This is a genomic window from Novosphingobium sp. P6W (assembly GCF_000876675.2).
Classification (GTDB): Bacteria; Pseudomonadota; Alphaproteobacteria; order Sphingomonadales; family Sphingomonadaceae; genus Novosphingobium.
The window spans coordinates 1-23,399 of the sequence record NZ_CP030352.1 but is presented as its reverse complement, the minus strand read 5'-3'; the positions used below and the strand labels follow the sequence as shown (position 1 = coordinate 23,399).

Below are 23,399 nucleotides of genomic sequence, written 5' to 3'. Positions count from 1 at the left end.
CAGTATCATGGCAATCGAAGCCGTAGATCATTCGCACTGGAGCCCCCTGCTGGGCCGCCTGTGGCTGGATGCCCTTCCCCAGGAGCCGATCGTGCTGGCGACCTTCGTGGTCGTGGCGCTGGGCGGCGTGGCCCTCGTGGCTGCGCTGACCTACTTCAAGCTCTGGGGGTATCTCTGGAAGGAGTGGTTCACCAGCGTGGACCACAAGAAGATCGGCATCATGTACATGGTGCTGGGCCTGATCATGTTCCTGCGCGGCTTTGCCGACGCGATCATGATGCGCATCCAGCAGTCGATCGCCTTCAACGGCAACGAGGGCTATCTCAACGCCCATCACTACGACCAGATTTTCACCGCCCACGGCGTGATCATGATCTTCTTCGTGGCGATGCCGTTCGTGACCGGCCTGATGAACTACATCGTGCCGCTGCAGATCGGCGCGCGCGACGTCAGCTTCCCGTTCCTGAACAACTTCAGCTTCTGGATGACCACCGCCGGCGCGGTGCTGGTCATGATGAGCCTGTTCATCGGTGAGTTCGCGCAGACCGGATGGCTGGCTTATCCGCCGCTGTCCAACCTCGCCTACAGCCCGTGGGTCGGCGTCGACTATTACATCTGGTCCCTGCAGATAGCGGGTGTCGGTACGCTGCTTTCGGGCGTCAACCTGATCTGCACCATCGTCAAGATGCGCGCACCGGGCATGACCATGATGCGCATGCCGATCTTCACCTGGACCTCGCTTTGCACCAACATCCTGATCGTCGCGGCCTTCCCGGTCCTGACGGCGGTGATGACGATGCTTTCGGTCGACCGTTACCTGGGCTTCAACTTCTTCTCGAACGACTTCGGCGGCTCGCCGATGATGTACGTCAACCTGATCTGGATCTGGGGTCACCCAGAGGTCTACATTCTGATCCTGCCGCTGTTCGGCGTGTTCTCGGAAGTGACCGCGACCTTCTGCGGCAAGCGCCTGTTCGGCTACTCGTCGATGGTCTACGCCACGCTGGTCATCACCATCCTGTCGTACCTCGTCTGGCTGCACCACTTCTTCACGATGGGTTCGGGCGCGAGCGTCAACTCGTTCTTCGGCATCACCACCATGGTGATCTCGATCCCCACGGGCGCGAAGCTGTTCAACTGGTTGTTCACGATGTACCGCGCGCGCATCCGCTATGAACTGCCGATGATGTGGACGGTCGCCTTCATGCTGACCTTCACCATCGGCGGCATGACCGGTGTGATGCTGGCCATCCCGCCCGCCGACTTCGTGCTGCACAACTCGCTGTTCCTGATCGCCCACTTCCACAACGTCATCATCGGCGGCGTGCTGTTCGGCATCTTCGCGGCGATCAACTACTGGTGGCCCAAGGCCTTCGGCTTCAAGCTCAACGACTTCTGGGGCAAGGTCAGCTTCTGGCTGTGGGTTCCCGGTTTCTGGGTGGCGTTCACGCCGCTTTATATCCTGGGCTTCATGGGCGTGACGCGCCGCATGCGGGTGTTCGACGATCCGAGCATCCAGATCTACTTCGTCATCGCCGCCTTCGGCGCCGTGATGATCGCGGGCGGCATCGGCGCCATGCTGGTCCAGTTCGCGGTATCGATCTGGAAGCGCGAGGAACTGAAGGACGAGAGCGGCGATCCGTGGCAGGGCCGTACCCTGGAATGGGCGACCTCCTCGCCCCCGCCGGAGTACAACTTCGCCTTCACGCCGATCGTCCACGACATCGATGCATGGGACGACATGAAGCGCTGCGGCGTGGAGCGTCCGGTCACCGGTTTCCGTCCGATCCACATGCCCAAGGGCACCGGCACCGGCCTGATCCTGGCCGGCCTGTCGACGGCGCTGGGCTTTGCGATGATCTGGTACATCTGGTGGCTGGCGGCCGTGTCCTTTGTGGGCATCATCGGCTACGCGATCTTCCATACCTTCAATTACAAGCGGGACTACCACATCCCCGTCGAGACGGTCGAAGCGACCGAGGCGGCACGCACCCGCCAGCTCGCCGCTGCGGGAGTCTGACGCCATGACCGCTACCACGATCAACCCCGCCCAGAACGCAGTGCACGACCTGTCGCAGCCGCAGCTTCAGGCTACGTTCTACGACCTGAATGAGCACGACCATCCCGAAGGCGGCAGCACCATGCTGGGCTTCTGGATCTACCTGATGAGCGATTGCCTCATCTTCGCGATGCTGTTCGCCGCATACGGCGTGCTTGGCGGAAGTTTTGCCGCCGGGCCGGGGCCGAAGGACCTGTTCGAGCTGCCGCTCGTCGCGCTCAACACCGCGATGCTGCTGTTCTCGTCGATCACTTACGGCTTCGCCATGCTGGCGATGGAAAAGGGCGGCAAGGGCGCGGTGCAGCTGTGGCTGCTGGTTACCGCCGTGTTCGGCATCGCGTTCCTCTCGATCGAGATGTACGAATTCTACCACCTCATCCATGAGGGCGCGACGCCGATGCGCTCGGGCTTCCTCACCGCGTTCTTCTCGCTGGTGGGCACCCACGGCCTTCACGTCACCTTCGGTCTGGTGTGGCTGTTCACGCTGGTCGTCCAGGTCGGCACCAAGGGTCTCATCCCGGCCAACAAGCGCCGTCTGATGTGCCTTTCGCTGTTCTGGCACTTCCTCGACGTCGTCTGGATCGGCGTCTTCACCTTCGTCTATCTGATGGGAATGCTCTGATGGGCACGCAGCACGCTCACCCCAACCCGGACGCCCATGGTCATGAAGACCACGGCGGCAGCCATGGCTCGATGCGCGAATACGTCGTGGGCTTCCTGCTCTCGGTCGTGCTCACCGCGATCCCGTTCTGGCTGGTGATGACGGGTGCGATCCCCGACAAGCAGACCACCGCGCTGGTCATCATGGCCTTCGCGATCGTGCAGATCGTGGTCCACATGATCTACTTCCTGCACATGAACACCAAGTCCGAGAACGGCTGGACGGTGATGGCGCTGATCTTCACGATCGTCATCGTCGTGATCGCGCTCTCCGGCTCGCTCTGGGTCATGTACCACCTCAACCATAACATGATGCCGATGAGCCATGACATGGACATGAGGCAGGTCCCCTGACCCACCCCGCCTCACAGCGGTCAAGCGGAACGCGGCGGCCCTATGGGCTTGCCGCGTTTCTGCTGATGGCCCTCATTGCTTTCGCCGCTCTGGGTGTGTGGCAGGTGCAGCGCCTGCAGTGGAAGCATGCGCTGATCGCCCGCGTCGATGCGCGCATTCACGCCTCTCCCGTGGCGCTTCCCGCCGATGCCGCACTGGCCAATGCCAGCGAGGCCGATCCGCGCACCCGTGATCTGGAATATCTTCGCGTAAAGCTCTCCGGCGTCTATCAGGGCAGTGCGACCGCGCTGGTGCGGGCCGCCACGGACCTTGGGACCGGGTACTGGACGATGACGCCGCTGCGGATGGACGATGGCCGGCAGGTATGGATCAATCGCGGCTTCGTGCCCGAGGGAACCTCGCGCGCCGTCGCCGCAGCATCGACTCCCGCAGCGCGCATCGCGGTGAGCGGCCTGCTACGCTTCACCGAACCGGGGGGCAGCCTGCTGCAGGCCAATCGTCCGCAGGATGACCGCTGGTATTCGCGTGATGTCGCAGGGCTGGCGGCAGCTCGCAGGCTGGGCGCCGTGGTGCCTGCCTTCGTCGACGTGCAGGTGGAGCAGACCGCGCAGATCCCGGCCTCGGCGGTGAAGCCGGTTCCGGGCCTGACGCAGGTTCATTTCCCCGACAACCATCTCATGTATGCGCTGACATGGTTTGCGCTCGCGGGGCTTTCGGCCTTCGGCCTGGTCTACATCTGGCGCCGCGCGTGATCGAGCCGCTGCTGGCGCTGTTCGCCCCGCCCGGCATGGGGCCGGGCACCGCGAGCAGCACGCCCAGCCGCTCCAGCGTCATCCTGCTGACCCAGCTGCGCTGGATCGCCGTGTTCGGGCAGCTGGCGGCGATCGTCGTCGTCTCGCAGGCGCTGAAGGTGCGATTGCCGCTGGCGCCGCTGCTGCTGGCGCCGCTGCTGCTGATCGTCATCAACCTTGCCGTCGCGGGCGTGCTCAAGCGGCGCACGGCGTTTTCGCAGCGGGAACTGTTCTCGGCGCTGATGATCGATGTCGTCGCGCTGTGCTGGCAGCTTTATTACTCGGGCGGGGCGACCAACCCCTTCACGTTCCTGTTCCTGCTCCAGATCGTGATCGGCGCGATCATCCTGGATGCGCGCTGGAGCTGGCTGGTGGCGCTCAACGCCTGCCTGTGCATGGTGCTGCTGACGTTCATGTACGTGCCGCTCCGCCTGCCGTTCCCTTATGCGGCGGATCATTTCCATCTCTACATCTACGGCAGCCTGTTCTGCTTCGTGCTGGCGGCGGTGCTGCTGATCGTCTTCGTCGTCCGCCTCGACCATACCCGGCGCGAGAACGACGCCAGCCTCGCGGCGCTGCGCCAGCAGGCGGCGGAGGAGGACCACATCATCCGCATGGGCCTGCTGGCATCCGGTGCGGCGCATGAACTGGGCACGCCGCTATCGTCGATCTCGGTAATCCTGGGCGACTGGAGCCGCGAGCCGCTGATCGCCGGCGACCCCGACATGGCTGCAGACCTTGCCGACGTGCGGCGCGAACTGGCGCGCTGCAAGACGATCGTTTCGGGCATCCTGATGTCGGCGGGCGAAGTGCGCGGGATCGACCCGGCCGTAACCGGCGTGCGCGCCTTCATCGAGGACATTGCTGAGGAATGGCGCGCGCGCTTCGCGGGCGAACTGCGCCTTGTCGACCGGATCGCCGGGGAAGTGCCGATCATCGCCGATCCGGGCCTGCGCCAGATCATCGGCAACGTGATCGACAATGCCGCCGAAGTTTCGCCCGAACTCGTGGTAATCGAGGCATGGCTGGAGGATGAGGCGGAAAGCCCCAGCCTGGTCCTGACCGTCAGCGACCGCGGGCCGGGCTTTGCGCCCGAGATGATGGGGCGGATCGGCCAGCCCTATGCCTCCACCAAGGGACGCGACGGGGGCGGGCTGGGCCTGTTTCTGGTGGTCAACGTGATCCGCAAGCTGGGCGGCTCGGTCTTCGTCGAAAACCGCCGCGATGGCGGGGCCAGTGTGCAATTGGCGATCCCGCTTGCGACACTGGCACTGGACAGCGCCGCGCCGGAGCCGGACAAGGGGGCATGACCGAGGTTCCCCCCCCTCCTGCATCCGCAGTTCCCGATATGGCGTCCGGGGGCGGCGCCAGCCTGCTGATCGTCGAGGACGACCCCACGTTCGCGCGCACCCTGCGCCGTTCGTTCGAACGCCGGGGTTACCGCGTGGCCTCCGCCGCCAGCCCGGACGAGGCCGAGGCGCTGTTCCTTGCCGAGGATTTCGAATTTGCCGTGGTCGATCTCAAGCTCGGCGCCGGTTCAGGACTGGCGGTGGTGGAGGCGCTCCACGCCCACGCGCCGCAGACCCGCATCGTCGTGCTCACCGGCTATGCCAGCATCGCCACCGCTGTAGAAGCGATCAAGCTGGGCGCCGCGCACTACCTCGCCAAGCCCTCCAACACGGACGACATCGAGGCCGCTTTCGGCAATCTGCGCGGCAATGCCAACATTCCGGTGGAGGGGCGCAAAAGCTCGATCAAGACCCTGGAGTGGGAATACATCCACCAGACGCTGGTCGAGTGCGAGTTCAACATTTCGGAAACCGCGCGGCGTCTGGGGCTGCACCGCCGCACCCTGGCGCGGAAACTGGAAAAGCGGCAGCTTTGACCCTTCGACAAGCTCAGGGTGAGCGGAGGCCGCGTCACCTCCAGCCCTGCTCAGGGTGAGCGGGGGCCGCGTAAACCTCCCGGCCCCGCTCAGGGTGAGCGGAGGTTGCACAAACCTCCCCATCCCGCTCAGGCTGAGCTTGTCGAAGCCCCCGCCGCGGATATGGTGCCCCATCCGCTATACGATCGATGAGAAGCAACCCTGATGATGCTCGATTATGGCCAATTGTGATCTTTGCGTCGTCCGGAACCGGGCGATTTGCGCCGCGCTCGATGCCAAGGAACTTGAGGCGCTTAACGCCATCGGCCGCACACGCACACTGACGGCGGGCGAATCGATTATCTGGGAGGGCGAGGATTCGGTCCTCGTCGCCAATGTCATCGACGGCGTGCTGAAACTTTCCACCAATACCGAGGACGGGCGCGAGCAGATCGTCGGCGTGGTCTATCCTTCCGATTTCATCGGCCGGCCTTTCGGGGGCACTACCGGGCACGGCGTCACCGCGCTGGTCGATTCGCAGGTCTGCGTGTTCTCGCGCCGCGATTTCGACGCCTTCGCGCGCACGCATCCCGCGCTGGAGCACAAGCTGCTCGAACGCACACTGGGCGAACTGGACCGCACCCGCCGCTGGATGCTGCTGCTGGGCCGCAAGTCGGCGGCGGAAAAGATGGCGAGCTTCCTGGTCGAAATGGTCGAGCGGCTCGGCTGCCGCACCCAGCTGGACAAGCCCGGCCAGCGGCTGCTGACCCTGCCGTTCTCGCGCCAGCAGATCGCCGACGTGCTGGGCCTGACGATCGAAACTGTCAGCCGCCAGTTCACCCGTCTCAAGAACGAGGGCGTGATCGACCTGCCCTCGCGCCGGGATGTCACGATAGTGGACTACGAAGCACTTGTCGCCGAAGCGGGATAACGGTCCGGCGCGTCTTTTTGCAGTGCGGGAAACAATGTCCGCGCGCGGTGTTTGCGAGGACATGGTGGTCGCATCTTCCCATCCGGGCCTGTTCAGCCGTCACGGCGCGGTGCTTTTCCTGCGCAATGCGCTGGTTTCCAGTGGATGCTTCGCGATCGACATGGCGCTGATCTGGCTGATGGTGTCGCAAGCCGGACTGGACAAGTTCGTGGCGGTGACGGTGGGGTTCCTCGTCGCCAATGCCGTGAACTACGTGCTGGCGCGGCTCTGGGTATTCCGGGAAAGCGAGCGCGGGCTGTTCACCGGCTATGTCTATTTCCTGGGCAATGCTCTGGTAGGGCTGGCAATCATCCTTGCGGGCTTCGCGCTGCTGACCGGGCCGCTGGACACCCATTACCTGGTGGCGCGGGTGATCGTCTCGATGTGCGCGGGGACGATCGTGTTCATCCTGAACGCGACGCTGAATTTCCACGAGGTTTAGGAAACCTGTCCTCCCCGATGCGGGGAGGACCAGGAACTCAGAACCGGTAGGACAGACCCGCGCTGATTACCCACGGATCGAGGTTGTGCTTCGTCTCAAGCACGTTCACCCCATCGGCATAAAAGCTGGCGGTGGGCTTGATGAAGTACTTTTTGGCATCCAGCGACACGCCGTAACCGCTTTGACCCAGCGCGATATCCACGCCGCCCTGCAGCGCCAGGCCCAGCGAGTTGGACATCTTCACCCTGTCCACGCCCAGCGCCCGTGCGGTAACACCGGGCTTTTCGTCGAAGACGAGGAACAGGGCCGGACCGGCGCCGACATAGGGCTTGATCGGACCGCCGGTGTCGAGGTGGAACTTGGCCGTCAGTGTGGCGGGCAGGATCAGGACGTGGTCGACCAGCCGTGTGCCGGCAAGGTACGCCGCGCCGCTGACATGATGCTGGGTGAAGCAGCAGATCGTCTCCACTGACACGGCCTTGCTGAAGAAGTACTCGGCGGCGATGGTGGGCACGACATTGTCGTTGGCCTTGGCGTCCACGTCGCTCACGCCCATGCCGGATAGCGTGGCGGCCAGCCCGGTGTCGATCGACTTGATCTTGTCGACCCCGCCATCAGGCAGCACGCCGGTCGCCAGCACCTTCACCTGGAACCTGCCCTCGGGGCTGCCGGCCAGCGCCGGGCCGGAGAACGCGGTCGCAGCCGTTAACGCGGCGAGCAGGGTGATCTTGCGCATATCGCTGGTCTTTCGAAAAGCCGCCGGGGCCGCACCATGCGTATCCCCCCTTTTGAGCGGCGCCCCCGCAATGCGCCGCGCGTGCCCCGAATGAATTGATCGGGCGCAAAATCGCGGGATTAACCTGGAGGGCGGCGAGGGGCTTCGACAGGCTCAGCCTGACCCTTCGACAAGCTCAGGGTGAGCGGAGGTCGCGTAAAACTCCCGACCCTGCTCAGGCCGAGCCCGTCGAGGCCCGATACGCTTTTTGATCCCCGTCAATGCGCGCCGCGTTCCGCGCGCCCAAGGCGGCAGGCGATCAGCAATTCATCTCGAAAAGAGAACACTATGGTTTCGGTCCTTGCGCGGGCAGGCGTATGGCTTGTCGTGCTATTCCTGGCGGTGATGGCGTCCGCCCTCGCGGTGGATCAGGGGTTCGCCGTCCACATGGCAATCGCCGCGTTTACCGCGTTCATCGCCCTGTGGTTCACCGTGCGCAGCCCCGACTACGACGCCATTGCGCGCGGGCTTCTGAGGATGCCCGATCAGGGGCGCTACGATGACGATCCGGTGCGCTGGGGCATGATCGCCACGGTGTTCTGGGGCATGGCGGGCTTTGCCGCCGGTCTGTTCATCGCCGCGCAGCTCGCCTGGCCCGGGCTCAACCTTGAGCCTTACCTCAACTTCGGCCGGGTGAGGCCGCTGCATACATCGGCGGTCATTTTCGCGTTCGGTGGCAACGCCCTGATCGCGACGAGCTATTACGTCGTCCAGCGCACCTGCCGCGCACGGCTGGCCTTTCCCGCGCTCGCCCGGTTCGTGTTCTGGGGGTATCAGCTGTTCATCGTGCTGGCCGCCACCGGCTATCTGCTGGGCACCACCCAGGGCAAGGAATACGCCGAGCCCGAATGGTACGTCGACTGGTGGCTGACGATCGTATGGGTCTGCTACCTGATCGTCTTCGTCGGCACGATCGTGAAGCGCAGCGAGCCGCATATCTACGTGGCCAACTGGTTCTACCTTGCCTTCATCGTGACCGTGGCGATGCTCCATGTCGTCAACAACCTGGACGTGCCGGTCAGCCTGCTGGGTTCGAAAAGCTACCCGCTGTTCGGCGGCGTGCAGGGCGCGCTGGTGGAGTGGTGGTATGGCCACAACGCGGTGGGCTTCTTCCTGACCGCCGGCTTCCTGGCGATGATGTACTACTTCGTGCCCAAACAGGCCGAGCGTCCGATCTACTCCTACCGCCTTTCGATCATCCACTTCTGGTCGCTCATCTTCCTCTACATCTGGGCCGGGCCGCACCACCTTCACTACACCGCGCTGCCCGACTGGGCGCAGACGCTGGGCATGGTGTTCTCGATCATGCTGTGGATGCCCAGCTGGGGCGGCATGATCAACGGGCTGATGACGCTGAACGGCGCCTGGGACAAAGTTCGCACCGACCCGATCATCCGCATGATGGTGATGGCGCTGGCCTTTTACGGCATGAGCACCTTCGAAGGCCCGATGATGGCCGTGAAGAGCGTCAATTCGCTGTCGCACTATACCGACTGGACCATCGGCCACGTCCACTCCGGCGCGCTGGGCTGGAACGGGATGATCACCTTCGGGGCGATCTACTATCTCGTGCCGCGCTTGTGGGGGCGCACCCGGCTCTACTCCCTGCGCATGGTGAACTGGCACTTCTGGCTCGCGACCCTGGGGATCGTCTTCTACGCCGCCGCCATGTGGGTATCGGGCATCACCCAGGGCCTGATGTGGCGCGAATACGGCGCTGACGGTTATCTGGTGAACTCCTTCGCCGACTCCGTCGCCGCAGTGCACCCGATGTTCATCCTGCGCGCCTTCGGCGGCCTGCTTTACCTGTCGGGCGCGGTCATCATGACGGTCAACGTCTGGGCCACGATCCTGGGCAAGCTGCGCACCGAAGCCCCCATGCGCGATGCCGCCTACGACGCCGCGCGTGATCGCCCCATCGTCGCTCAGGCCTGAGGGAACCCAAGCCATGACCACCATCGTCGAACGCCACAAGACGCTTGAAAAAAGCGTCACTCTCCTGGGCCTGTGCGCCCTCGTCACGGTCGCCATCGGCGGGATCGTCGAGATCGCGCCGCTGTTCTGGATCGACAACACCATCGAGAAAGTGAAAGGCGTGCGCCCCTATACCCCGCTCGAACAGGCGGGCCGCGACATCTACGTGCGCGAGGGGTGCTACACCTGCCACAGCCAGATGATCCGCCCCTTCCGTGACGAGGTGGAGCGCTACGGGCACTACAGCCTTGCGGCGGAATCGATGTTCGACCACCCGTTCCAGTGGGGCTCCAAGCGGACCGGGCCGGACCTCGCCCGCGTCGGCGGCCGCTATTCGGATAGCTGGCACGTCCAGCACCTGACGAACCCGCAGGGCGTGGTGCCCGAATCGGTGATGCCGAAGTACGGCTTCCTCGCAAAGAACGACCTCAGCGTGCCTGATGTGGCCGCCAACCTCACGGCCCTGCGCCGGGTGGGGGTGCCCTACACCGACCAGGACGTGAAGATGGCCATGGCCGATCTCAAGGCCCAGGCCGACCCCGAGGAAGACGCGGGCGACCTCGCCGTCCGCTACCCCAAGGCGCAGATCCGCGACTACGACGGCGACCCGAAACGCCTGACCGAGATGGATGCGCTGGTCGCCTACCTGCAGGTGCTGGGCACGATGGTCGACGTGAACGGCGCCGCCGCGCAGGAGGAACTGGCCTCGGAGAAGGGCCGATGAGCGTGCACTCCACGTACGACGCGCTGCGGCATCTTGCCGATAGCTGGGGTCTGCTGGCGATGCTGGCGGTGTTTCTGGTGCTGGTCGGCTGGCCATTCCGCCCCGGCCACCGGGCGAAAAACGAAGCCGCCGCGCGCCTGATCTTCAAGGACGATACCGATGTCTGAGAAAAAAGGACGTCTCGATGAAGCCACCCGGACCGAAACCGTCGGCCACGAATGGGACGGGATCGAGGAGCTGAACACGCCGCTGCCGCGCTGGTGGCTATGGACCTTCTACGCCTGCATCGCCTTCTCGCTGGTTTACTGCGTGGTCTATCCGGCCTGGCCGATGCTGACGCAGGCGACCGAGGGCACGCTCGGCTGGAGCAGCCGGGGCGATCTGGACAAGGACCTGAAAGCCGCGGCTGCGGCGCGCGCGCGAACCGTGGCCGCGCTGGCAGACATGCCGATAGAGCAGCTTCCCGCCCACCCCGAACTGATGCGCGCGGCAGTGGCGGGCGGCGCGGCAGCATTCCGCATCAATTGCGTTCAGTGCCACGGCGCGGGCGCGGCGGGATCGAAGGGCTTCCCCAATCTCAATGACGATGACTGGCTGTGGGGCGGCGACCTCAAGGCCATCGAGACCACGCTGATCCACGGCATCCGCCAGCCCGGAGACGAGGCTACACGCCAGTCGATCATGCCGAATTTCGGAGCAGACGGTCTGCTGACGCCGGAACAGATCGGCGAAGTGACCAGCCACGTCCTGACCCTTTCGGGCAAGGAAAAGCGTAGCGCCGCCAGCCAGCGCGGAGCCCAGCTTTTCGCGGACAATTGCGCCGTCTGCCACGGCCCGGCGGGCAAGGGCAGCCGCCAGTTCGGCGCGCCGGACCTTACCGATGCGATCTGGCTGGACGGAGCCGCCCGCGAAGACGTGATCGCGCAGATCGATCGTCCGCACATGGGCGTCATGCCCGCATGGGGCACGCGCCTCGATCCGGTGACGATCAGGATGCTGGCCGCCTACGTCCACTCGCTGGGCGGCGGCGAGGCGTTCGCGGCGTCCGGTGGTGCTGCGGCCAAAGAAACGGAGGCGCGCTGACGTCTCACTGCCCCTTCATCCCCGCGCAGGCGGGGATGACGGGGCAGTGAGGATAACGTCGAAGCGGACACATACGATGAACCAGATGGTCAAGCCGCCGCGCGCCCCCTCGCTTTATGCAAAGCGCGAGCCGGTGTTCAACAAGCGCATCGACGGCAGGTTTCGCCGCCTGAAATGGGCGATCATGGCGCTGTGCCTCGCCGTCTACTGGGTCACGCCGTGGCTGCGCTGGGACCGTGGTCCTTATGCGCCCACCCAGGCGGTGCTGATCGATCTCGCCCACCGGCGCTTCTACATGTTCGGCATCGAGATCTGGCCGCACGAGTTCTACTTCGTCGCCGGCCTGCTCATCATGGCGGGCATCGGCCTGTTCCTCGTCACCAGCGCGGTGGGGCGGGCGTGGTGCGGCTATGCCTGCCCGCAGACCGTGTGGACCGACCTGTTCCAGCACGTCGACCGCCTGATCGACGGCGACCGCAACGCCCGGATGCGCCTGTACAAAGCGCCGTGGGGCCCGGCCAAGATCGCGCGGCGCCTCGTCAAGTGGTCGATCTACCTTGCGATCAGCTTCGCCACCGGCGGCGCGTGGATATTCTACTTCGCCGACGCGCCCACGCTCCAGCACCAGTTCTGGACCGGCAGCGCGGACGTGGCCGCCTATGGCACCGTGGCCATACTCACCGCGACGACCTTCGTGCTCGGCGGCTTCATGCGCGAACAGGTGTGCATCTACATGTGCCCCTGGCCGCGCATCCAGACCGCGATGCTCGATGAAAAAAGCCTGATCGTCACTTACAAGGACTGGCGCGGCGAGGCGCGCGGCAGCCTCAAGAAAGCAAAGGCCAACCCCGGGCAGTTCGGCGACTGCATCGACTGCAACCAGTGCGTCGCCGTATGCCCCACCGGCATCGACATCCGCGAGGGCCCGCAGGTCGGCTGCATCACCTGCGCGCTGTGCATCGACGCCTGCGACCGGGTGATGGACGAGATCGGCCGCCCGCGCGGCCTGATCGACTATGCGACTCTGGAAGACTCGGAAGCCGAAAAGGCGGGCGGTGCTCCGACGCGGCACCTCAAGTTGATCTGGCGCCCGCGCACGCTGCTCTATCTGGCGGCGTGGTCGGCCATCGGCTGCGGGCTGCTGTTCCTGCTGGGCACCCGCGTCCACACCGGGCTGACCGTCTCGAAGGACCGCAACCCGCCCTATATCCTGATGAAGGGCGGCACAGTGCGCAACGCCTACACCTTGCGCCTGCGCAACATGCAGGGCCGCCTGCGAGACATGGAAATCGCGCTACGCGGCCTGCCCGGCGCGGTGATGTGGACCGAGGACACCGCGCGCGATCCTGCCGCGCGGCGCATCGTCCGCACCGTCGCCCCTGACGCCACCCAAACCTTGCGCGTCTACGTCACCGCGCCGGCGGACAGCGCGGTGCATGACTTCGCCTTCCACCTCCAGGCCATAGGCGAGGCTGGCGAGGCAGATACCGCCAACACAGCGTTCGACACGCCCTGAGGACCGAGACGATGAAGATGCACGCCCCCCGCAAGCCTTTTACTGGCCGCCACATGACCGCGATCCTCGTCGCCGGTTTCGGGGTGGTCGTCGCCGTCAACTTCACGATGGCGGGACTGGCGAGTTTGACTTTCGGCGGTGTGGTCGTGGAAAATTCCTATGTCGCCAGCCAGCACTTCAACCGCTGGCTGGACGAGGCCGAGAAGGAAAAGGCCCTCGGCTGGCGGATCGAGGCGCGCTGGCGCAGCGACGGCCGCGTGACCGCCCGGATCGACGGGCCGGCTGCGGCGACAGGCACGGCGTTCGCCGCGGCGAAAGTCACCGCCACCGCGCGTCATCCGCTCGGCAGGCTTGCCGATGTCCCGCTGACCTTTCGGCGGGATGAAAGCGGCGAATGGGTCAGCACCGGGCAACTCCCCGCCGGACGCTGGACGCTTCGCTTCGACGTCGAGGGGGGAGGGCGCAGCTGGCGCACCCAGCAGCCGATCAGCGCGGGAGAAGCGGCGTGAACGTAGCTGCACTGTCGCTGTCGGCGTCGCCCGGGCTATCCTTGGCACAAGCGCCGATCGACAGCCGTTTCGCCGTTCCGGGGATGCGCTGCGCGGGTTGCATCGGCAAGATCGAGCGCGGTCTTGGCGCCGTGCCGGGAATTGCATCGGCCCGCGTGAACTTGTCCGCAAAGCGCGTTGCCGTCAGCCACGCCTCCACTCTGGATGCGGACGAAATCCTCGAAGAACTGCGCAAACTCGGCTTCGAGGCCGAACGCGCTGCCGACAACCCGCTTGCCCGCGGCGCTGAAGGCGAGATGGGGGGCGAAACGAAGCGGCTGATGCGCGCGCTCGCCGTAGCCGGCTTCGGCATGATGAACATCATGCTGTTCTCGGTATCGATATGGTCCGGCGCGGACGTGATTACCCGCGAAATGTTCCACTGGCTCAGCGCCCTGATCGCGATTCCGGTCGTTGCCTATTCGGGCCGCCCGTTCTTCGCTTCGGCGCTGATGGCGCTGCGCTACAGGCGCACGAATATGGACGTGCCGATCTCCATCGGTGTCCTGCTGGCCACTGGCATGAGCCTTTACGAGACGCTGACCGGCGGGAAACACGCCTATTTCGACGGCGCGGTGATGCTGCTGTTCTTCCTGCTCGCAGGCCGCGCGCTGGACGCGATGATGCGCAGCCGCGCCCGCTCGGGCATTGCCGCGCTGCTGGGGCGGATGGGCCGGGGCGCGCAAGTCGTGCAGGACGGCGGCGCCGCCCGCTATGTCGAGGCCGAGCGGCTGGCCCCCGGCATGGTCATGCTGGTAGCCGCCGGTGAGGCTTTGGCGGCCGACGGGGAGATCATCGAAGGCGGCACCAGCATCGACGCCTCGATGCTGACCGGCGAAAGCGAGGCGCGGGTGGCCCAATCCGGCGACATCGTCCATGCCGGCATGATAAACCTCGGAAATCCGGTGCGCGTGCGCGTCACGGCGGCAGCCCAGGACACCGCCATCGCCGACATAGCGCGGCTGATGGACGAGGCTGGACAGTCCCGCTCGCGATACGTGCGTGTGGCCGACCGTGCGGCCCGGCTTTACGCCCCGGCGGTCCATACGCTGGCGTTCCTGAGCTTCTGCGGCTGGATGCTGGCAGGGGCCGGGGTCTACCATGCGCTGACGATCGCGGTGGCCGTGCTTATCATCACCTGCCCCTGCGCGTTGGGCCTTGCGGTGCCGGCAGCGCAGGTCGTGGCGGCGGGCGCGCTGATGAAGCGCGGGCTATTGATCAAGGATGGCTCGGCGCTGGAACGTCTTGCCGACGCCGATGAAGTGCTGCTCGACAAGACCGGCACCCTGACGCTGGGAGAGCCGCGCCCGGCCAGTCTCAAGGCGCTCGGCCCCCGCTGGCGCGCCATCGCGCTGGGGTTGGCACAGGCAAGCCGCCACCCGCTGAGCCGCGGCCTTGCCCGCGCCCTGCGCGAGGATGGCACCGAGCCCGCCCCGATCGAGGGCATCTCGGAAACCGCCGGAACCGGCATGAGCGGCAGGATCGACGGTGTGGACGTTGCCCTGCTGCGGCCCGAGGCGGAGACTGCGGGTCTTGCGGTGGACCTGCTCGTCGGCGGCTTTCGCACCCGCATCGCCTTCGCCGACCCTTTGCGCCCCGACGTGCGCGAGACGCTGGCTGCGCTGAACGCGCAGGGCCTGCGCGCCGCCATCGTCTCGGGCGACCGGGTAGAGGCGGTGGGCGTTGTCGCCCGCGACCTCGGCCTGTTCGCCGCCGCCGGCATGAGCCCGGCCGACAAGCTGGCACTGCTCGAACGCCGGGCGGCGATGGGCCGCAAGGTGCTGATGGTCGGCGATGGACTGAACGACGGTCCGGCGCTGGCCGGCGCCCACGTTTCGATCGCGCCGGGCGGGGCGAGCGATGTTTCGCAGCAGGCGGCCGACGCGGTCTTCGTCGGCGCGGCGCTGATGCCGGTGGCGCTGGCGGTCCAAACCGCGCGGGCGACGATGCGGGTGGTGCGCCAGAACTTCGCGATGGCGGTGGTATACAACGTGCTGGCGGTGCCGCTGGCGATAGCGGGCTACGTGACGCCGCTGGTGGCGGCGCTGGCGATGTCGGGCAGTTCGCTTCTGGTCGTGGGCAATTCCCTGCGGCTGGCCAGTGCCGCTCAGCCGGGCAGCGGAAAGGATGCGGCATGACGATCCTGGGCTTCCTGATTCCGTTGGCGCTGGTCATGGGGCTGGCGGGCCTGTACTTCTTCTTCTGGGCCTCACGCACCGGCCAGTTCGAAGACCTCGACGGCGCCGCCAACCGCATCCTCATCGACGAGGATGGCGAGGGGTGAAACGCAAGCTCGCCCTGTTCAGCGCGCTGGCCCTGCTGCCGGCGATGGTCGGCCCGCTTGAGGCGCAAGGCCGCAGTCTGGCCCTGCCGCTGTGCGGCGGGGCGGCGCTGGCTATCCCCATGCCCGCCCGCGATGCGCCGCCCGGTCCGCCGCAGGGGCCATGCTGCGCCAAGGGCTGTCATTGCGACAGTAAGCGCAAGCGGCTTGATCGATCGCAATGACCGGCGCGCCGTCCCGCGCGAAACCGGCGGCATGACCTGGACCTATCACCCCGAACTGCTGGCGATTCCCGTCCCGCGCTATACCAGCTACCCGACGGCAGCGGAGTTCGACGACTCCGTAGGGACGCCTCAGCTTGAGGCCGCGCTGGGCGGCGTGAACGGCGAAGTCTCGCTCTATGTCCACATCCCGTTCTGCGAGAAGATCTGCTGGTACTGCGGCTGCAACACCAGCGTTGCCAATCGCAGGGACCGGGTTGCCAGCTACCTCGATGCGCTCCACCGCGAGATCGTCCTCATGGCAGGGCGCCTGCCGGACGGCGCACGGGTCACGCGCATCGCCTTTGGCGGGGGCAGTCCCAACGGTATTTCGCCGGTCGATTTCGTGCGGCTGGTAGATGCCCTGACCTTGCAGTTCGCGGCATCCGGCCCGGTGATTTCCATCGAACTGGATCCGCGCACACTCGGCCCGGAATGGGCGGATGTGATCGGCACCGTCGGCATCGAGCGGGCCAGCCTTGGTGTCCAGACCTTTGCGCCGGGCTTGCAGGCGGCGATAGGCCGCATCCAGCCCACGCCCATGATCGAGGAGGCGACGGCCACGCTGCGCAGGGCGGGCGTGCAGTCGCTTAACTTCGATCTGATGTACGGTTTGCCGGGGCAGACGATGGCGCATTTGAGGGACTCGCTGGAACGCACCGCCGGGCTTGGCGCTGACCGCATCGCCTTGTTCGGCTATGCCCATGTGCCCCACCTCATCCCCCGCCAGCGCAAGATCGATGCCAGCGATTTGCCGGGTGCGGCTGCGCGGTTCGCCATGGCTGCTTTCGGGTACGAATTTCTGCTGGAGGAGGGCTATGTCCCGGTCGGCTTCGACCATTTCGCCCGGCCCGGCGACGCACTGGCGCAGGCGACCCTGTCCGGGAATCTTAAACGCAATTTCCAGGGATTTACCGACGATCAGGCGCCGGTGCTGCTGGGCCTTGGTGCCTCGGCGATTGGCAGTTTTCCAGACGTGATGGTCCAGAACGAGAAGAACACCGGGCGCTATCGCATGATGCTCTCGCAGGAGCGCCTCGCTGCCAGTCGCGGCATCGTGCGCAGCGCCGGGGATCGCAGGCGCGGCGCTGTGATAGAGGGGCTGATGTGCCGGGGCCGGGCTAGGATCGAGCCGGATCTGCGCGCCGAGGCATGGCCGCTGCTCGCGCCCTATTTCGATGCGCGCCTGTGCGAGACGGACGGCGACGATCTGGTTATCCTGCCGGGAGGGCTGCCCTATGCCCGCTCGATCGCGGCGCGTTTCGATCCCTATCGCAAGGACTCGCTGCGGCGTTTCAGTTCGGCCGTCTGACTGGCCACCGGCTGCCGTGCGGGCCTAGCTTCGCGTGTCGAATTCGACGCCGAACAGGTTGTCGTCGCGCCAGCGCACCAGACCCCACAGTTCACGTCCGTCCTCCAGCGCCGCGCGTACCACTTCGTTGAGTGCGGGTGGATCGCCCAGCGCGGCTGCGCTCAGCCCGCGCGAGGATATGTCGCGTACGATCACGGGTATTTCGGCCCCGCGCGCATCCGTTAGCACAAAGCGCAGGCAGCGCCGCCGACGGCGTTCGCGCAAGTTGGGCGTGGGGCGGAAACGCAGCTTGTCCATTTCGATCAAGGACGGCGGATGCTGCCGGAAATTTAAGGCGATGAAGCAGATTTTCGCATGAAACCGGCGGGTTTGATCGCGATCAATGCCGGTGTGCGCTGCACGCGCGAAAAACCTTCCTGCCGGTCCCGCACCCCTTCCCGTCGCCTGGCGGGCCCGAGGGTGCGATCCGCTTCTCCCCGACTTCGGGCGGCCCACCCTCGTAACGGGCCGCCCCTTTTTTCGGCGGATTGCGGACAAAGAAAAGGCGGCCTTGCGAGCCGCCTCTTCCCCCTCTCAACCGGGTGGGGCGGATCAGCCGCCCTTGGCATCGCCGTCATTGGCGGCAATGCCGGTCTGCATGTAAGCCAGCGGGTTAACGGCTTCACCGGAAACGCGCACTTCGTAATGGAGGTGGGGGCCGGTCGAGTTGCCGGTGCTGCCGACGAAGCCGATCACGTCGCCCTTGTGGACGCGCTGGCCTTCGGCAACGTTGAGGCGCGACATGTGACCGTAGCGGGTCTGCATGTCACCGCCGTGCTCAAGCGAGATGTAAAGGCCGTAGCCGCTGAACCACGAAGCGCGGCTGACGGTGCCGTCTGCCGTTGCGTAGATCGGGGTGCCGGTCGGCGCGGCGAGATCGACGCCCTTGTGAGCGCGGCGACCGCCAAGAATGGGATGTTCGCGCATGCCGAAGGTGCTGGTCATGCGTTCCTGGGCGAGGGGGTTGCGCGAAGGAATGGCGACCGAGGCGAAGCTGCCGGCTACGGCGGGCTTGGGCTTGGCAGCGGCAAGGCCGGTTTCTTCGAAATTCTGCCACGAACTGAAGAGCTGGCGGAACTGTTCGTCCTCACCGCCCGTTACAGATTGGTTGGCGGCCTGTGCAGCGCGCAGCGGAGCGGAGATGTCAGCGGCGGAGGCGGCGCTGTTGGCCATGGCGGGATGTGCGGCCATGGTGATGCCTGCGGCGACGAAGAGACCAGTCACTGCGCGGAACTTGGCGAAGAAATTCGTTACGACCACTCGCAATACCTTGCTTTCCGCCGCTACCGCCCAGCAACCTGTGGAGCGCGACGCTGAATTTTGAGCGCGGCCAACTTCAAGCGTGAAGTCGCCATGCCTAGGTTTTGGAGATCGTCGGAACCCCCCGCCGTCTCGTGATCCTGACTTATGCCGTTAGCTTTCGCTCAGGCAAGCCCTGTATACAGATCGCGCGACAAACCGGCAGCGAGGCGCGCCGAGTCGTTGAATGGTGGTTTCAGGTTGCCGCGAAAGTAACGAAAAACCAAGGATTTCCACCGGTCTGAGGGGTCTTCGCCCGACCGTTTGGCGAGGTCGGTGAAATGATTTGAACCGAATCGAACATGACGGATTTCATCGTCAAGGATGCGCTCCAGGATGCGTGCGCCGCGCTCGTCACCGGCCGCGCGCACCCGTTCCAGCATGGCCGGCGTGACGTCGAGGCCGCGCGCTTCCAGCACCATCGGCACCACCGCAAGGCGCGCCGCGACATCGTGGCGGGTGTCATGGGCGTAAGTCCACAGCCCGTCGTGAGCGGGCAGGGCGCCGTAATGGCTGCCCAATGTATGCAGATGACGTTCCAGCAGGGCGAAGTGCATCGCCTCGTCCGCCGCCACGCTGAGGAAATCGCCGATGAAGGCGGGGCCCATTTCGGCGCCAAAGCGCCCGGCCATGTCCAGCGCAAGATCGATCGCCACGAACTCGATATGGGCGAGAGCGTGCCAAAGGGCGATGCGCCCGCGTTCGGACCCGGCCTTGCCGCGCTTGGGCATCTTGCCGGGGAGCAGCAGTTCGGGCCGGTCCGGGCGGCCCGGCGTTTCGGGCATCACGGTATCGAAGGCGAAAGAGAGCCTGCCCAGCCGCCAGTCGCGCGCGACTTTGCGCGCGGCCATCGCCTTGGCCCGGGGAGCCTGCTGGCACAGCGCGGCCCGGATCGCGGCGGCAACGGTTTGCTGGGTCACAGGGCCTTCGCGGCTTCCAGCACCTTGGCGGCGTGGTCCTTGACCTTCACCTTGTCCCAGACCTGCGCGATCTTCCCGTCGGGGCCGATCAGGTAGGTGGTGCGCACCATGCCCATGTATGTGCGGCCATAGTTCTGCTTCTCGGTCCAGATGCCGAGCGCGTCCGACAGGCCGTTTTCCTCGGCATCGCTGGCGAGCGGAGCCGTCAGATCATGCTTGGCGATGAAGTTCTGGTGCTTTTTCGCAGAGTCCTTGCTGACGCCCAGCAGTGCGGTTCCGGCGGCTTCGAATTCGGCCTTGAGGGCGGAAAATTCGATGTTTTCCGTGGTGCAGCCCGGCGTGCTGTCCTTGGGGTAGAAGAACACCACCAGCTTGCGTCCGGCGAAGTCAGAGGCCTTCACGCTGCCGCCTTCGGGCGTTTCCATGGCGATGTCGGGGAAGGTGTCTCCAACGTGCGGGCGGCCGTGCGAGTTGCCGGGGGTGGTCATGCGTCTGTCTCCAATGTTTCGCCGAACGCCTCGTGCCATGCGGCCGCGACGTGGCGGCGGGCAAGGCCAAGGCCCTGTTCGAGCGCTTCCCAGTCGTCATAGCCACATGCGCGCACCAGCGCCATGCGTGCGGCAGGGCCGGGCACCTGCATATCGGGGGCAAGCAGGCGGCCCGCGACCAGCAGGCGGGTGAGCGCGTCGTGCGCGTCCACCAGCGTGGCGGGCAGCAGCCCGGCGGCGGCGAGCGCGCGGACCGCCTCGCCAAGATCGGGGTCGAGGCCGGGACCGCGCTCGCGCAGCTGGATGAAGTGGATGATGAATTCGAGGTCGACCAGTCCACCGCGCGCCAGCTTGACGTCGAGCGGGCCCTTGGCGGGTTTGTGATTCGCCATCTTGGCACGCATTTCCAGCACGTCGGCGCGCAGCTTGTCGTCATCGCGCGGGGCGGTGAGGACATCGCGCACGATGGCGGTGAGGGGTGCGCGGCCCTCTGCCGAGCCATAAAGCGGGCGGGCGCGGCACAGCGCCATGTGTTCCCAGGTCCAGGCCTGTTCGCGCTGGTAACGCTCGAAGCTGTCGAGGCTGGCGGCTGGCGGGCCTTGCTCACCTGAGGGGCGCAGGCGGGTGTCGACCTCGAACAGGGCGCCCTGCGCGGTCGCGACGGAGAGCGCCGAGATCGCCCGCTGCGACAGGCGGTTGTAGTAATGCGTGGCGCCCAGCGGGCGGCGCCCGTCCGATTCCGCCTGATGATCGCCGCTGAACAGGTAGATGAGATCGAGGTCGGAGGCATGAGTCAGCACGCCGCCGCCCATCCGGCCAAGGCCCAGCACCAGAAGTTCGCTGCCCGGCACCGCGCCGTGGGCGGCGCGAAATTCATCGGCGGCAGCATCGGTCAGCACCACCAGCGCGGCTTCGGCGATGCGGGCCAGGGCCTGGCCGATGGCAATCGGGTCGTTGGCGCCTTCGATCAGCTGGACGCCCAGCTTGAAGCGGATTTCGCCCACCTTACGGCGCACCGCGTCGAGCTTGCGTTCGTAATCGTCGCCGGATTCGAAGCGGGACAGCTGCGCGGTCAGCTCCTCCACCGTTCCGGGCAGGTCGAAGGCGCTGGCGTCGATCAGGGGGTCGAGCAGGTCGGCCCGGCGCGCCAGCGCATCGGCCAGCGGCGGAGCGAGGCCAAGGATACGGGCCAGCAGTTCGATCAGCGCCGGGCGCGCCACCAGCAGGTTGAACAGGTTGATGGCGGTGGGCAGGTTGCCCAGCAGTTGTTCCCAGCGGGCCAGCGCCCGTTCCGGCTCAGGCGCGGCGGCGAAGGCGGCCAGCAGGTCGGGGCGGATCGTTTCGAAGGCGGCGCGCGCCGCCTCGGACCGCAGCGCCCGGACCTTGCCGCCCAGCCAGCCGCGAATCCGCTCCGCCAGCGCGGCGGGCTCGGCAAAGCCCAGCGCCTCCAGCTCCTCCACCAGCGAGGACTGGTCGGGCATGGCAACGACCACGGCGCCTTGGGGCGTATTGGCCATGATAAGCGCATCGTAGCGGCTGCCGACGGCCTCGGTGATCTCGGTCAGCTCGTCGAGCAGGGCCTGACCGCTGGCGAGGCCGTCGAGCCGGGCCACCGCCTCGATCGCCTCTGCCGTTTTGGGCAGGCTGTGGGTCTGCTGGTCCTGCATCATCTGCAGGCGGTGTTCGACGGTGCGCAGACGGTCGTAGCTTTCGCCCAGCAGGCGCGCTTCTTCGGCGGGGACCAGCCCGGCTGCAGCCAGCGCATCCAGCGTGGCGCGCGTGCCGCGCAGGCGCAGCGCCGGGTTGCGGCCGCCGTGGATCAGCTGGTGGGTCTGGGCGTAGAACTCCACCTCGCGGATGCCGCCGCGCCCTTTCTTGAGGTCGAAGCCGGGACCGACAACGGCGCTTCCGCGCGTGCTGGCGCGGATCTGCGCGGTCAGGCGGCCGATTTCGGCGATGGCGCCGAAATCCAGGCTGCGGCGCCACACGAAGGGGCGGATCGCAGCGAGGAAACCTTCGCCCGCCGCGATATCTCCGGCGCAGGCGCGGGCTCGGATGAAGGCGGCGCGCTCCCACGTCAGGGCCGAGGATTCGTAATGGGTCAGCGCGGCGTTGACCGAGATCGCCAGCGGGCTGACTTCGGAAGCAGGGCGCAGCCGCAGGTCGACGCGGAAGACATAGCCTTCGTGGTCCATGCGCGAGAGGGTTTCGACCACGGTACGGGCCACGCGCTGGGCCGCCTCGCCGGGTTCGTCGCGCTCGCGGCGGGGGAGCAGCAGGGGATCGAACAGCAGGATCGGGTCGATGTCGGAGCTGTAGTTAAGCTCGCCCGCGCCGTGCTTGCCAAGGGCCAGGGCGATGAAGCCGGTGGGCGTATGTGCCGGGTCGAAGTCCGGCGCGCGGCGGCGGATACCTTCGACGATGGCGGCGTTCAGCGCGCGGTCGGCGAAGGCGGAAAGGGCGCCGGTCACCTCCAGCAGCGGAAAGGCCCCGGCAAGGTCGCCGATGGCGAGCGCAAGGGCCAGCGCCTGCTTTTCCCGTCGCAGCGCCGCCGAAGTATCGGGCGCGCCTTCGCCGGCGGCCTTCGCCAGTGCAAGGGCACCAGCGCTGTCGCCGGCGGCGAGCAGTTCGGTGAGACGCGGCAAGCGGTCCAGCGCGCCGGCAAGGTAGGGGGCGTGGGCGCGGGCGCGGGCGATGGCGGCTGTCCAGTCGGCACTCATGCCTGCTTCCCTGCCTGCTGCGTGGATGGCGGGCAAGGGTGAGGTCGCCGCGAGGGCCAACCCTTCTTGGTCATTCCCGCGAAGCGGGAACCCATCTGATGCCCGTTCCTGTTGATCCGCCATCAGTTGGGTCCCCGCCTTCGCGGGGATGACGACGTTTTGAGATTGCGAAGTTCTGCGGGCGACAAGATTTGAAGTTACCAGATTATGAGGCCATGCGGTTCTCGGGCATCGTGAGGTTTCGCATGTTCCCCTCAGCCGCCCCGCGCGGCAAGCCTTGCGGCGCTTGGCCCGCTCTGGCACCTGTGGCCCCGCGTCCC

Annotated in this window: 24 protein-coding genes; 18 read left to right on the top strand and 6 right to left on the bottom strand. The window is 66.3% G+C overall.

Features of this window, described 5'->3' with window-relative positions; genetic code table 11:
- The first annotated feature begins 7 nt into the window (after positions 1-7).
- The 8 genes from cyoB to TQ38_RS00085 all read left to right on the top strand — a co-directional run bounded on the left by cyoB (position 8) and on the right by TQ38_RS00085 (position 7,140).
- Positions 8-2,020 carry a cytochrome o ubiquinol oxidase subunit I gene (cyoB, locus tag TQ38_RS00120; RefSeq protein WP_205316048.1) on the top strand — a complete coding sequence of 671 codons (2,013 nt, stop codon included), beginning with the start codon at positions 8-10 and terminating at the stop codon, positions 2,018-2,020.
- Positions 2,021-2,024: 4 nt separating this feature from the next.
- Positions 2,025-2,681: a cytochrome o ubiquinol oxidase subunit III gene (gene cyoC / locus TQ38_RS00115; protein ID WP_043978540.1), complete on the top strand. Its 657-nt coding sequence runs from the start codon at positions 2,025-2,027 to the stop codon at positions 2,679-2,681.
- Positions 2,681-3,073, top strand: a complete 393-nt coding sequence (gene cyoD / locus TQ38_RS00110; protein ID WP_043978538.1) for a cytochrome o ubiquinol oxidase subunit IV — start codon at positions 2,681-2,683, stop codon at positions 3,071-3,073. Before cyoC ends, cyoD begins: the two co-directional genes overlap by 1 nt.
- Before the next feature lie 65 nt (positions 3,074-3,138).
- A complete protein-coding gene (locus TQ38_RS00105) occupies positions 3,139-3,825 on the top strand; it encodes an SURF1 family protein (protein WP_043978536.1) in 687 nt (228 codons plus the stop codon).
- Between the two features lie 35 nt (positions 3,826-3,860).
- The gene (locus TQ38_RS00100; RefSeq protein WP_043978586.1) at positions 3,861-5,174 is read left to right on the top strand and encodes an ATP-binding protein; all 1,314 of its coding nucleotides are present in this window, start codon (positions 3,861-3,863) and stop codon (positions 5,172-5,174) included.
- A gap of 38 nt (positions 5,175-5,212) precedes the next feature.
- Positions 5,213-5,749 carry a response regulator transcription factor gene (locus TQ38_RS00095; protein ID WP_043978534.1) on the top strand — a complete coding sequence of 179 codons (537 nt, stop codon included), beginning with the start codon at positions 5,213-5,215 and terminating at the stop codon, positions 5,747-5,749.
- 217 nt (positions 5,750-5,966) lie between these two features.
- Positions 5,967-6,659 (top strand): Crp/Fnr family transcriptional regulator, encoded by a 693-nt coding sequence (locus TQ38_RS00090; protein WP_043978533.1) that lies wholly within the window; start codon positions 5,967-5,969, stop codon positions 6,657-6,659.
- A gap of 34 nt (positions 6,660-6,693) precedes the next feature.
- Positions 6,694-7,140, top strand: coding sequence for a GtrA family protein (locus TQ38_RS00085; protein WP_240197915.1), 447 nt, complete (start codon positions 6,694-6,696; stop codon positions 7,138-7,140).
- A 37-nt stretch (positions 7,141-7,177) separates the two neighbouring features.
- Here TQ38_RS00085 and TQ38_RS00080 read toward each other — a convergent pair whose 3' ends face one another.
- Positions 7,178-7,876 (bottom strand): OmpW family protein, encoded by a 699-nt coding sequence (locus TQ38_RS00080; protein ID WP_043978528.1) that lies wholly within the window; start codon positions 7,874-7,876, stop codon positions 7,178-7,180.
- 327 nt (positions 7,877-8,203) lie between these two features.
- Between TQ38_RS00080 and ccoN the strand changes: the two genes are divergently transcribed.
- The 10 genes from ccoN to hemN all read left to right on the top strand — a co-directional run bounded on the left by ccoN (position 8,204) and on the right by hemN (position 17,613).
- Complete coding sequence (gene ccoN, locus TQ38_RS00075) at positions 8,204-9,850, top strand: cytochrome-c oxidase, cbb3-type subunit I (RefSeq protein WP_043978525.1); 1,647 nt, start codon at positions 8,204-8,206, stop codon at positions 9,848-9,850.
- 13 nt (positions 9,851-9,863) lie between these two features.
- The gene (ccoO, locus tag TQ38_RS00070; protein ID WP_043978522.1) at positions 9,864-10,613 is read left to right on the top strand and encodes a cytochrome-c oxidase, cbb3-type subunit II; all 750 of its coding nucleotides are present in this window, start codon (positions 9,864-9,866) and stop codon (positions 10,611-10,613) included.
- Positions 10,610-10,780: a cbb3-type cytochrome c oxidase subunit 3 gene (locus tag TQ38_RS00065; RefSeq protein ID WP_043978519.1), complete on the top strand. Its 171-nt coding sequence runs from the start codon at positions 10,610-10,612 to the stop codon at positions 10,778-10,780. The genes ccoO and TQ38_RS00065 overlap by 4 nt, the downstream gene beginning before the upstream one ends.
- On the top strand, positions 10,773-11,696 hold the full coding sequence (gene ccoP, locus TQ38_RS00060) for a cytochrome-c oxidase, cbb3-type subunit III (protein ID WP_043978516.1): 924 nt from the start codon (positions 10,773-10,775) through the stop codon (positions 11,694-11,696). The genes TQ38_RS00065 and ccoP overlap by 8 nt, the downstream gene beginning before the upstream one ends.
- A gap of 85 nt (positions 11,697-11,781) precedes the next feature.
- Positions 11,782-13,212 carry a cytochrome c oxidase accessory protein CcoG gene (ccoG, locus tag TQ38_RS00055; RefSeq protein WP_205316084.1) on the top strand — a complete coding sequence of 477 codons (1,431 nt, stop codon included), beginning with the start codon at positions 11,782-11,784 and terminating at the stop codon, positions 13,210-13,212.
- Between the two features lie 11 nt (positions 13,213-13,223).
- Entirely contained in the window at positions 13,224-13,721 is a 498-nt protein-coding gene (locus TQ38_RS00050; RefSeq protein WP_043978511.1) for a FixH family protein, read from the top strand.
- Positions 13,718-15,898, top strand: coding sequence for a heavy metal translocating P-type ATPase (locus TQ38_RS00045; RefSeq protein ID WP_255417955.1), 2,181 nt, complete (start codon positions 13,718-13,720; stop codon positions 15,896-15,898). Before TQ38_RS00050 ends, TQ38_RS00045 begins: the two co-directional genes overlap by 4 nt.
- Positions 15,895-16,044, top strand: coding sequence for a cbb3-type cytochrome oxidase assembly protein CcoS (ccoS, locus tag TQ38_RS00040; protein ID WP_043978509.1), 150 nt, complete (start codon positions 15,895-15,897; stop codon positions 16,042-16,044). The genes TQ38_RS00045 and ccoS overlap by 4 nt, the downstream gene beginning before the upstream one ends.
- On the top strand, positions 16,041-16,265 hold the full coding sequence (locus TQ38_RS00035; RefSeq protein ID WP_043978507.1) for a hypothetical protein: 225 nt from the start codon (positions 16,041-16,043) through the stop codon (positions 16,263-16,265). The genes ccoS and TQ38_RS00035 overlap by 4 nt, the downstream gene beginning before the upstream one ends.
- 31 nt (positions 16,266-16,296) lie before the next feature.
- Positions 16,297-17,613 (top strand): oxygen-independent coproporphyrinogen III oxidase, encoded by a 1,317-nt coding sequence (gene hemN / locus TQ38_RS00030; RefSeq protein ID WP_043978582.1) that lies wholly within the window; start codon positions 16,297-16,299, stop codon positions 17,611-17,613.
- Positions 17,614-17,637: 24 nt separating this feature from the next.
- Here hemN and TQ38_RS00025 read toward each other — a convergent pair whose 3' ends face one another.
- The 5 genes from TQ38_RS00025 to TQ38_RS00005 all read right to left on the bottom strand — a co-directional run bounded on the left by TQ38_RS00025 (position 17,638) and on the right by TQ38_RS00005 (position 23,079).
- Entirely contained in the window at positions 17,638-17,910 is a 273-nt protein-coding gene (locus tag TQ38_RS00025; protein ID WP_043978580.1) for a hypothetical protein, read from the bottom strand.
- Positions 17,911-18,204: 294 nt separating this feature from the next.
- Complete coding sequence (locus tag TQ38_RS00020; RefSeq protein WP_052505918.1) at positions 18,205-18,912, bottom strand: M23 family metallopeptidase; 708 nt, start codon at positions 18,910-18,912, stop codon at positions 18,205-18,207.
- A gap of 164 nt (positions 18,913-19,076) precedes the next feature.
- Positions 19,077-19,871 (bottom strand): ferritin-like domain-containing protein, encoded by a 795-nt coding sequence (locus TQ38_RS00015; RefSeq protein ID WP_043978505.1) that lies wholly within the window; start codon positions 19,869-19,871, stop codon positions 19,077-19,079.
- Complete coding sequence (locus TQ38_RS00010; protein ID WP_043978503.1) at positions 19,868-20,359, bottom strand: peroxiredoxin; 492 nt, start codon at positions 20,357-20,359, stop codon at positions 19,868-19,870. Before TQ38_RS00010 ends, TQ38_RS00015 begins: the two co-directional genes overlap by 4 nt.
- Positions 20,356-23,079 carry a bifunctional [glutamine synthetase] adenylyltransferase/[glutamine synthetase]-adenylyl-L-tyrosine phosphorylase gene (locus TQ38_RS00005; protein WP_043978501.1) on the bottom strand — a complete coding sequence of 908 codons (2,724 nt, stop codon included), beginning with the start codon at positions 23,077-23,079 and terminating at the stop codon, positions 20,356-20,358. Before TQ38_RS00005 ends, TQ38_RS00010 begins: the two co-directional genes overlap by 4 nt.
- Between the last annotated feature and the right edge of the window lie 320 nt (positions 23,080-23,399).

What these genes read in the sequence shown, in the direction of transcription:
- cyoB (WP_205316048.1), top strand. Translation starts at nt 8, where the DNA reads ATGGCAATCGAAGCCGTAGATCATTCGCACTGGAGCCCCCTGCTGGGC.
- cyoC (WP_043978540.1), top strand. Translation starts at nt 2,025, where the DNA reads ATGACCGCTACCACGATCAACCCCGCCCAGAACGCAGTGCACGACCTG.
- cyoD (WP_043978538.1), top strand. Translation starts at nt 2,681, where the DNA reads ATGGGCACGCAGCACGCTCACCCCAACCCGGACGCCCATGGTCATGAA.
- TQ38_RS00105 (WP_043978536.1), top strand. Translation starts at nt 3,139, where the DNA reads ATGGCCCTCATTGCTTTCGCCGCTCTGGGTGTGTGGCAGGTGCAGCGC.
- TQ38_RS00100 (WP_043978586.1), top strand. Translation starts at nt 3,861, where the DNA reads ATGGGGCCGGGCACCGCGAGCAGCACGCCCAGCCGCTCCAGCGTCATC.
- TQ38_RS00095 (WP_043978534.1), top strand. Translation starts at nt 5,213, where the DNA reads ATGGCGTCCGGGGGCGGCGCCAGCCTGCTGATCGTCGAGGACGACCCC.
- TQ38_RS00090 (WP_043978533.1), top strand. Translation starts at nt 5,967, where the DNA reads ATGGCCAATTGTGATCTTTGCGTCGTCCGGAACCGGGCGATTTGCGCC.
- TQ38_RS00085 (WP_240197915.1), top strand. Translation starts at nt 6,694, where the DNA reads ATGTCCGCGCGCGGTGTTTGCGAGGACATGGTGGTCGCATCTTCCCAT.
- TQ38_RS00080 (WP_043978528.1), bottom strand. Translation starts at nt 7,876, where the DNA reads ATGCGCAAGATCACCCTGCTCGCCGCGTTAACGGCTGCGACCGCGTTC.
- ccoN (WP_043978525.1), top strand. Translation starts at nt 8,204, where the DNA reads ATGGTTTCGGTCCTTGCGCGGGCAGGCGTATGGCTTGTCGTGCTATTC.
- ccoO (WP_043978522.1), top strand. Translation starts at nt 9,864, where the DNA reads ATGACCACCATCGTCGAACGCCACAAGACGCTTGAAAAAAGCGTCACT.
- TQ38_RS00065 (WP_043978519.1), top strand. Translation starts at nt 10,610, where the DNA reads ATGAGCGTGCACTCCACGTACGACGCGCTGCGGCATCTTGCCGATAGC.
- ccoP (WP_043978516.1), top strand. Translation starts at nt 10,773, where the DNA reads ATGTCTGAGAAAAAAGGACGTCTCGATGAAGCCACCCGGACCGAAACC.
- ccoG (WP_205316084.1), top strand. Translation starts at nt 11,782, where the DNA reads ATGGTCAAGCCGCCGCGCGCCCCCTCGCTTTATGCAAAGCGCGAGCCG.
- TQ38_RS00050 (WP_043978511.1), top strand. Translation starts at nt 13,224, where the DNA reads ATGAAGATGCACGCCCCCCGCAAGCCTTTTACTGGCCGCCACATGACC.
- ccoS (WP_043978509.1), top strand. Translation starts at nt 15,895, where the DNA reads ATGACGATCCTGGGCTTCCTGATTCCGTTGGCGCTGGTCATGGGGCTG.
- hemN (WP_043978582.1), top strand. Translation starts at nt 16,297, where the DNA reads ATGACCTGGACCTATCACCCCGAACTGCTGGCGATTCCCGTCCCGCGC.
- TQ38_RS00025 (WP_043978580.1), bottom strand. Translation starts at nt 17,910, where the DNA reads ATGGACAAGCTGCGTTTCCGCCCCACGCCCAACTTGCGCGAACGCCGT.
- TQ38_RS00010 (WP_043978503.1), bottom strand. Translation starts at nt 20,359, where the DNA reads ATGACCACCCCCGGCAACTCGCACGGCCGCCCGCACGTTGGAGACACC.
- TQ38_RS00005 (WP_043978501.1), bottom strand. Translation starts at nt 23,079, where the DNA reads ATGAGTGCCGACTGGACAGCCGCCATCGCCCGCGCCCGCGCCCACGCC.